The sequence below is a fragment of the Erwinia psidii genome (genome assembly GCF_003846135.1).
Lineage (GTDB): Bacteria > Pseudomonadota > Gammaproteobacteria > Enterobacterales > Enterobacteriaceae > Erwinia > Erwinia psidii.
In genome coordinates, this window is record NZ_RHHM01000003.1 from 330548 (window position 1) to 339046 (window position 8499).

The window sequence follows — 8499 nt, forward strand, 5'->3', positions numbered from 1 at the left end:
CTTTGCGTATGAACCCTGACAGAATCATATTATTTGTCTGTCAGCCCGCAATCCCTTCAAGGGTGACCGACGCCCCACCGCAGACAATAACCAGTACATTATCAGCAGGGTTAACCCTGATTTTTCTGTCGTAGAGGATTGACAGCGATACACCGCATGCAGGTTCAGTGAGCACGCGATGGTCATCAAGAAAGCGCCGGCAGGCACTCAGCGCTTCCGCGTCAGAAACCAGCATACTTCTGACATCCAGTTTGCTGGCCACCTCAAACGCTTTTTTGCACACCTGATTTGCGGCCAGCGTCGTAGCTATGCCGCTGACCTTATCAAGACGCACAAGCTTACCGGCTTCAAGCGAGGCGTTGAGAGAAGCCGTCCCATGAGTTTCAACGGCGTAAAGCGGGATATCGCTCAGCTGATGTTTTTCCAGCCCCTGAGCTATGCCGGACAGCATGCTGCCGCCGCCGACGGACAGAATAACCGCATCAGGTCGTACGCCTTCGCTGATAACTTCATCCACGATTGTGCTGATGCCTTGCCACAACAGTGGATTATCGAAGGGATGCACACAGATGATTTTATCCGTCGCCAGTGACAGGGCGAAATCGTTCGCCTCACTCCACACTTTGCCATGCACAATCAACCTGGCGCCTTCCTGTTCAATAAGCTGTTTTGCTCTGACTGACGTGGTTTCCGGCACAACCACAGTTACCGGCAACCCCAGTTTGCGACCACTGTGTGCCACCGCGATACCTGCATTACCTCCCGATGAACTGATAAATGCCATTGCTCCCTTTTCTGCGTAATAGCAGCAAATATGCCCTGCACTTCTGAGCTTAAACGACCCGGTCGGCTGAGATGATTCCATTTTAAGCCATACGTTACACCCGCAATGCTGACTTAATGGCAGTGAGTGTATAAGTGGGGTACGGATAGCTATTTCCATGATTTTGCTCCTTATTATTCTCCCCGGTAACAGGGTGGCAGACCAAAAGAAAGATGTATTATAAGGGGTAAAAGCATAAAGGCGTGGATACAACGGCTTATAAAAAGCTTGGTTACAGTTGGGCACAGACAGGTTAACTGTGCTTCTGCTTTTTGCCCAGAGATGACCCAACCTCCGCACAATGCAGCTTATTCACATTCGGCCTCGCCGTGCACAATTTTTACTGGCCGTGTCACTGATATTTGATGACCAGGAACAGCCAACCCGCCTTTGAATAGCAGCTAAAGTAATGGCAGGCATTATCGTATCCGACATTTCAGGGCTGAGAGCCGGACACTTTTTGGACCGCGCGATGCTTATTTAAAAAGATGCGGTGTAATAAATCCAGCGGTTGTTAGCTGTGCCCGTTACCCCGATAGCGTTTTATGGTGCGATATACGCTCTGGCGAAACGACTATTCTCCCTACATATAAGCCTGCATACCCCCCTGTTAAAGTTTTAAGAATCAGCAAGCGGTTATTATCAATAACCACGATACGATGCTTCACGTTTTTTATCTTCACACCTGACGAGCTCTGATAAGACATCTGTAGCGCGGAAGAAAATTTTTGGCTGTTTTTTTTAATTTTTACACCATTAAAATTTAAGCGACTATATTGGGTGATCAACAAATTGTATTTTCAATCCAAAGATCTACTCCACCTGCAATAAATGTAATTGCGCTCACCTTTTTTACTGACTCTGGAAACTGGCTGTTTGTAATACCGCCACAGATCCATACCCGACAGGAAAGGTTCTTTCCAGAAATTCGTGCATTCGTATTATTTGTTCTGCGTCAGATTGATTCTGCTGCTTGTTGCGACAGGGAGAATGACCGGATGATTTGGAAAGAAAAACCAGGGACCACGGGCACAGCGCGTTATGGCAATGTTAGTGAATCTGTAGCCGTTCAGGCACTCAGTTTTCCATGGTTTGTCTGACGTCTGAAACTCTGCCGTTTTTGTACTGATGGCATTTGTCGAGGCAAAGGTTGAACTGGCCCGGGAAATCAATGGCTGTTGCTTTCATAGTCAGGTGGCGGTCAGTGTCTTTGATCTGCTGAGCGTGCCCTGTATGTTGTTCTTCGTCGTCATTATCGAACAGGATCCTGCTCATCTGCCATGCGCCGATCGTTCTTACCTGCCAACGCCCTACATGATAAGGATACGGTAGTTAATCAACTCCTAATGGTTCCATGGCCAACACGAACAGCATCAGGCACAGATCCCGGTATGCCCCGGAATCTGTGCCATTGCGGTTTTGATGGATTCTGCCATCTCTTCATCAGTACCATTGTCAAAGCAACGTCCAGCAGTACGCTTGTTGGCAGAGGGTCCTTCATCATTTCAGAGATTGCTTTTTCTGAACAGTCCACATTGTTACGTTAAGTGTTATCGCCGCCCCGGTAGTACATGTCATAACTCGCCACGGGTTTAACAGATGCTTCAGAGTCGCTTAAGATGGCCTAAAATAGCTGCCTATAAGCAGTAGGCGTTATCCAGAAGATCTTAAAATCGAAGCGGTCAGGAGGCTATCGATCGCGGCCATTCTGTTTCCAGCGTAACAACGCGTCCTGATATCCCCCCACGGCTTTAAGCCTGAATACAGCACTACAGCCCGGACTCTTCCACCAGGATAGCCCGGTCAGATGCAAAGGCTCAGATCCGCCTGTTCCACAAGGAGCTGAAGCGGGTTAATGACAAAAGTGGCATATTAAAAAACGTTGTATATTTAATCTGTCAATGCAACATACCTGGCAATAATCTTTTCAGATGTTTCGAATGTCAGTATCTTTTCCGCCCCGTTATTGAGTTCGGCTGCAACCCGATCCTGCTCCTGCTGGATATGTTGGACAGGGCATATCTTTTCAGGAAGGAATTGCCTGATTTCGGCAGGCAAGCGGAGGCGTTTTGCCGTGAGAGCCCGATTCACAGAGACAGCATCTTTTCCCTTCATGCACGTCTGGTTTTTTTACAGGCTGTGGTTCAAAGGCGTTTTCTCTGTCGCGTGACGTACTGATTTCAGTCTCGTCATCGTCGCACGGTCACCTTGTTAACGGGCAGTATTACGGGTGTTGGCGCTTTTTGGGGCATGTTTTTCGTGTCAGATGTGGTCTGTCAACGCGGCATTGCGATGTTCTTTTTGTCATTCAGAACGCTTCCCCCTATTTTCCAATGAGCTGATATAATCCCCATTTGGCATCAGCTTACTGGCTTAAAAAACTGGATTTGTTACCACTACTGGCTATCTTTGTCGCAGGGAATTAACGACAATTCGACCCAAGAGTGACAGCCAGCGGCGTACAGGCCAGTCTGATGACCGTCATCCCCCTCAAGTTAGCGGCTTATTGACTCTTTTTCGGGCATTAACATGAATGAAAAATTATCCACACGCATTGTCTTTTTTATCGCGGGTATAGTGACAGCAACCTGGGCGGTCATTGTTCCCTTTGCAAAGATGAATACCGGCGTCAATGAAGCCTTGCTGGGTACACTGTTACTCTGTCTGGGCTTTGGGGCCATTATCGCCATGCCGTTAACCGGTCCCCTGACTTCACGATGGGGCTGTCGAAGCGTTATCGCCGTTGCGATCGGCATTATCATCATCTCCGTTCCCTTTCTGGCAGTTATCACCAGCCCCGTACTGCTGGCACTCAGCCTGTTGGTTTTTGGTGTGGGCGTCGGCATCACTGACTGTGCGATGAATATTCAGGCAATACTGGTTGAAAAATCATCGGAAAAACCTGTGATGTCGGGATTTCACGGCATGTTCAGCGTGGGCGGCATCGCAGGTGCCGGAATGATGACAGGATTCATGAGCAGTGGACTCAATGTTGTTACCGCAACACTCATTGTCATCTGCCTCGTTTTGCTGCTGCTGGTGCTCAGTTATAAAGGTCTACTGCCTTATGCAAACCCGACGGAGGGACCTGCATTTGCCATACCAAAGGGGACCGTGCTGGTTGTTGGCCTGGTTTGTTTCATTTTTTTTATGGCAGAAGGCACCGTGCTGGACTGGAGTGCGCTGTATCTGGTAGAAAGCCGCCATCTTCCTGATACGCTGGGGGGCCTTGGATTTGCTGCCTTTGCCACCGCAATGACCGCAGGCAGGCTCAGTGGCGACTGGATCGTGGCGAAATATGGCGCGCTGCAAGTGGTGATGGCAGGAAGTATAACGGCGGTGGCGGGTTTCATCATGGTGATTAACAGCCATATGCTCTCCGTGGTGCTCGCGGGCTATCTGTTAATCGGCCTCGGCTGTGCCAATGTGGTGCCAGTGATGTTTACGCAGATTGGTAAGCAAACCAGCATGCCTCAGATGGTGGCTGTCCCTGCCGTCACTACCTTAGGCTACGTTGGTGTGTTAGCGGGTCCTGCGTTAATTGGCTATATCGCCCACCACAGTACCATTGCCGATGGCTTTATTTTTGTGACCGGGCTGATTATGCTTGCCGCATTTCTGTCATTTCGCATCAGAAACCTGCTTAAATCGGCTGCGCGGAGCTGACAAGGCGTTGCCCGATGGTGGCAGCAATATACCAGTGCTTATCACGCTCAAGTGATGCCGGGCAGGACGCCGCTGCCCGGCATAGCCTCTGTCAACGGAGCATCTGTTGCCGTGCGTCAGTAAGATCCGGCGCCCCAGCATTTAAAACAGATTTGCTCCGCCACGCCATCACCATAGCAAGTGTGACATTGCCCATGATGATTATCTTCTGTCGGCTCACGTCCTGTTCCCGCACAATTTTCACATTCATACTCTGCAATGCCCTCGCCGCGACAAATCGGGCAAACCACTGAGTCACACATGGTATATCTCCTGGTTCGTTCCCTTCATCAGCAGTCTTTTACTGGCAACTTTTTTGCGTAATTGCAGGCAGAATAAACGATTCCACACCCGGTACTGATTGAACGGCAGGCTGACAGCGAGGCGATAGATAACCCTGTGCGCCATCCATTTTGTTGCCCTTGCCCGGTAATAACTTTCCAGTGTTTCACTGCGTAGTTGCGGCCCGTCTGGCAGACTGGTTACCGCAGAAAAAAAAGAGCAGAGATATTTTAATAATTCCGGCGGAAATAATGTAATTTGCTGTCGCACCGCATCAAACAGTACTTTTTCATCAGTAACATCCGGGGTTTTTCCAACAAATTTTTCCAGTTCCTGCCATAAACTCCAGACTTTACTGGTCGCTCCACGGTCTATTCTTTTAATCTGAATTTTATGTTTACTGTGGAAAAGTAAAATGCCAGCCATCACGTTCTGTTCAAAGGGTAGCTGAAGGCGACGAAAGGTCTGGATAACGTTTCCGGCCGGGCGGTCCAAGGCATGTAGCATCAGGCAAACCCTGACCGTTTTACATAACCTGTTGGGGACATTGACATCGCTGATAACACCACCAACGCCCTCAATCCCGCCTCGCCTGGCAGAGTAAGACAAAAGATCATCAAAATGTTCAGCAACAAAGGCGTTAAGGGGCCCTGGCACCGATTGTGAGGCGTTGATGTGATGACTGGCATGATTAATACATTCGTGCAGGCAGGCATTTTTCGCCACAGCAGAAAACATCGCCTTACCGGGATCGGTTTCAGACTCATTGACCCCCTCCAACACCTTATTTTTCACCTGTTCAGCCAGTTGAATTAATTCCTCCACCGCCGTCGACAACCCCGCATCCAGCAAGGTTGCAGGCAGTGTGTAATCATTTCTGGTTCTGGGGACGGTTCGCATAAATTCAGCGACAAAATAATCCAGTTCAGCAGTCATCTCTTCAGCTTCGCTGTATTCGCTGTTTTGACTGTTCAGGAACTGCGTAAACGCAAGATAGAAATCCAGCTTCTCATTACCATTGAGCGAACCGGCGGGCAGTCCTTCCACCACCTGGTGCCGTCCGGCATCAAAGTAATCCCACGCACTGAGTGAATCCTTAACCAGTGATTTTTCTATTTCCAGATCGATAAAATTCTGATGCCAGAATTTATATTTCTGATTCATCAGGTGGATGGCGGTCAGCAACGCATAAAATTCAGGACAATGGCGCGCCCCGGCATAGTGCTGCTGAAAGAGCTGTCTGTTGATAATACCGTAGAGCTTTTTCAGCGCGTATTTTGTCGCAACGGGTTCGTCTGCCGTATAGTGACGAATGAAATCAGACCAGTTGGTATCAGTCTGCGGACTGTGCGCCAGCCTCACCAGTTCAGCAAGGGGGGGTAAGGTAAATTTAGCGATCATCGTGCTTCCTTATGGGATTAACGGGGGGTATATCTGTTCCCCATAATAAGAATTACCTGCCCTGCTAACAGGATGTTCCCTTATATATTGCATCGGCTGCTGCCATACTGACTGACAACCTCTGTTACTGCCTGTTGTCATAGCTGGTGAGATTTTTGTCGGCAGGCGCTTATCTTCACTTTCAGTTAACATATCTTCTGGAAAATTATAATGAGGAAAATAAAATGAATCAGCCTGCAAATTTATCGGTAGCGGAAGCGCTGGACCAGCTGGAGTCCCTCTATGAAGCGTCGGTTAACGCGCTGCGTGCAGCCATCAATAACTATATCCAGGACGGTACCTTGCCGGATGAAGCAACGCGTGCTGAAGGTCTGTTCGTTTATCCGGCGCTGCGGGTCAGTTGGCAGGGTGATGCAGTCAGCCATAAAACCTCCCGGGCTTTTGGTCGTTTTACCCGGCCGGGTGACTATACTTCCACGGTGACCCGGCCCGGCCTGTTCCGCCACTATCTGAACGAACAGTTAGAGATTCTGAGCAGTGAATATCCAATCAGACTGGAGGTACATCCCTCCGGGCAGGAAATTCCCTTTCCCTATGTGATTGACGGTGCCAATCTTGGGCTGGAGCGAAGCATGAGCACCGGGCTGGCAAAGCATTTTCCGACACCAGAGCTGGCGCAAATCGGTGATGAAAACGCTGACGGTATTTTCCAGCCAGGCGAAGCGTTTCCGCTTTCACACTTTGATGCACTGCGCACGGATTTCTCACTGGCCAGGCTGCGTCATTACACCGGCACGCCAGTTGAACATTTTCAGTCTTATGTGCTGTTCACTAACTACACGCGCTATGTCGATGAATTTGTCCGCTGGAGTTGCGAACAGATTGCCGACCCCACATCGCCCTATGAGGCCCTTTCCTGTGCAGGCAGTATTTACGTTAATGCTGACACGCCGGATCCCATGGAAGCTATCTCCGGTCTGGCGTGGAAAAACCACCAAATGCCCGCATGGCACCTGATCGCCAAAAATGGTCAGGGGATTACACTGATTAATATTGGCGTTGGTCCATCAAACGCCAAAACCATCTGCGATCACCTTGCCGTACTGCGCCCGCACAGCTGGCTGATGATTGGTCACTGTGGCGGGCTGCGTGAAAGCCAGAGCATTGGTGACTACGTTCTGGCTCACGCCTATCTGCGTGACGACCATGTGCTGGATGCGGTTCTGCCACCGGATATTCCTGTTCCCAGTATTGCGGAAGTTCAGCGGGCACTGTTTGATGCCACCCGCCAGATAAGCGGTATGCCCGGCGAGGAAGTCAAGCAGCGCCTGCGCACCGGAACGGTAGTCACCACAGATGACCGGAACTGGGAACTGCGCTACTCCGCTTCAGCGCTGCGTTTTAACCTCAGCCGCGCGGTGGCAGTAGATATGGAAAGTGCCACCATCGCCGCACAGGGTTATCGTTTTCGGGTGCCGTACGGCACCTTGCTGTGTGTTTCCGATAAACCGCTACATGGTGAGATCAAGCTGCCAGGCCAGGCAAATCGTTTCTACGAGGGGGCTATTTCAGAACATCTGCAAATCGGCATCTGTGCTATTAATCTGCTGCGCGCCGAAGGCGACAGGCTGCATTCACGCAAGCTACGCAGCTTTGATGAGCCACCGTTTCGCTAAAATGCGGGGCGTCTGCCCCATGACTCACCAAAATGACAACGTTGCTTCTGCCTGCTTCGGCGCAAATCTGCCGACGTGGTGTCAGAAGCAGCCCCGACGTTTTTTTTCATAACGCCATAACGTTAAAAGTGCTTAAAACCCGGCCCGGAACGACGCAGGGCGCTTTATCAGTAACGTTACCGTTATCGTCGGAGCGGACAGGCTGATGTAACACAATCTGAATGCTGATTTATTCAACAATCAGTCGGGGTCGGTGAAAACAGGCTTTGACATCCTGAGGTACTCTGGATATCATGCGCCCCGTTCAAGCGATTCCTCTGTAGTTCAGTCGGTAGAACGGCGGACTGTTAATCCGTATGTCACTGGTTCGAGTCCAGTCAGAGGAGCCATATTAAAGAAAGCAGACGTTCCATGACGTCTGCTTTTTGCATTTCAGTCAGTTGGTTATCTCTCTTCGGTCGTTCATCCTCGTTCACTAAAAACCACTCAAAGCCATACCCTTTTGCGGGCAAATAACGCGCTTTAAAGCGAGGATAACTCTATTTCAGATGTCCCCACCTGATATTTGAAAATCCAAATCTTCTTGGAAAAAGTTTTTATCTAAGATTTTCT

At 49.7% G+C, this 8499-nt stretch carries 7 protein-coding genes and 1 tRNA gene; 4 read left to right on the forward strand and 4 right to left on the reverse strand.

Annotated features, from left to right (window positions below; all coding sequences use genetic code 11):
* Positions 1–40 precede the first annotated feature (40 nt).
* The gene (locus EB241_RS06095; RefSeq protein WP_124232314.1) at positions 41–943 is read right to left on the reverse strand and encodes a pyridoxal-phosphate dependent enzyme; all 903 of its coding nucleotides are present in this window, start codon (positions 941–943) and stop codon (positions 41–43) included.
* 656 nt (positions 944–1599) lie between these two features.
* Between EB241_RS06095 and EB241_RS06100 the strand changes: the two genes are divergently transcribed.
* Positions 1600–1923: a hypothetical protein gene (locus tag EB241_RS06100; RefSeq protein ID WP_124232315.1), complete on the forward strand. Its 324-nt coding sequence runs from the start codon at positions 1600–1602 to the stop codon at positions 1921–1923.
* Between the two features lie 790 nt (positions 1924–2713).
* On the opposite strand, the gene EB241_RS06105 is transcribed toward EB241_RS06100, so the two are convergent.
* Complete coding sequence (locus EB241_RS06105; RefSeq protein WP_124232316.1) at positions 2714–2938, reverse strand: hypothetical protein; 225 nt, start codon at positions 2936–2938, stop codon at positions 2714–2716.
* A gap of 414 nt (positions 2939–3352) precedes the next feature.
* Between EB241_RS06105 and EB241_RS06110 the strand changes: the two genes are divergently transcribed.
* The gene (locus EB241_RS06110; RefSeq protein ID WP_124232317.1) at positions 3353–4489 is read left to right on the forward strand and encodes an MFS transporter; all 1137 of its coding nucleotides are present in this window, start codon (positions 3353–3355) and stop codon (positions 4487–4489) included.
* A 91-nt stretch (positions 4490–4580) separates the two neighbouring features.
* On the opposite strand, the gene EB241_RS06115 is transcribed toward EB241_RS06110, so the two are convergent.
* Together EB241_RS06115 and EB241_RS06120 are read right to left on the reverse strand one after the other, a co-directional pair.
* Entirely contained in the window at positions 4581–4787 is a 207-nt protein-coding gene (locus EB241_RS06115; protein ID WP_124232318.1) for a hypothetical protein, read from the reverse strand.
* Positions 4784–6211 carry a hypothetical protein gene (locus EB241_RS06120; RefSeq protein ID WP_124232319.1) on the reverse strand — a complete coding sequence of 476 codons (1428 nt, stop codon included), beginning with the start codon at positions 6209–6211 and terminating at the stop codon, positions 4784–4786. The genes EB241_RS06115 and EB241_RS06120 overlap by 4 nt, the downstream gene beginning before the upstream one ends.
* 224 nt (positions 6212–6435) lie before the next feature.
* Between EB241_RS06120 and EB241_RS06125 the strand changes: the two genes are divergently transcribed.
* Both EB241_RS06125 and EB241_RS06130 read left to right on the forward strand, forming a co-directional pair.
* Positions 6436–7887 carry an AMP nucleosidase gene (locus tag EB241_RS06125; protein WP_124232320.1) on the forward strand — a complete coding sequence of 484 codons (1452 nt, stop codon included), beginning with the start codon at positions 6436–6438 and terminating at the stop codon, positions 7885–7887.
* 313 nt (positions 7888–8200) lie between these two features.
* Positions 8201–8276: transfer RNA gene (locus EB241_RS06130), tRNA-Asn, on the forward strand.
* Positions 8277–8499: the final 223 nt, after the last annotated feature.

What these genes read in the sequence shown, in the direction of transcription:
- EB241_RS06095 (WP_124232314.1), bottom strand. Translation starts at nt 943, where the DNA reads ATGGAAATAGCTATCCGTACCCCACTTATACACTCACTGCCATTAAGT.
- EB241_RS06105 (WP_124232316.1), bottom strand. Translation starts at nt 2,938, where the DNA reads ATGAAGGGAAAAGATGCTGTCTCTGTGAATCGGGCTCTCACGGCAAAA.
- EB241_RS06110 (WP_124232317.1), top strand. Translation starts at nt 3,353, where the DNA reads ATGAATGAAAAATTATCCACACGCATTGTCTTTTTTATCGCGGGTATA.
- EB241_RS06120 (WP_124232319.1), bottom strand. Translation starts at nt 6,211, where the DNA reads ATGATCGCTAAATTTACCTTACCCCCCCTTGCTGAACTGGTGAGGCTG.
- EB241_RS06125 (WP_124232320.1), top strand. Translation starts at nt 6,436, where the DNA reads ATGAATCAGCCTGCAAATTTATCGGTAGCGGAAGCGCTGGACCAGCTG.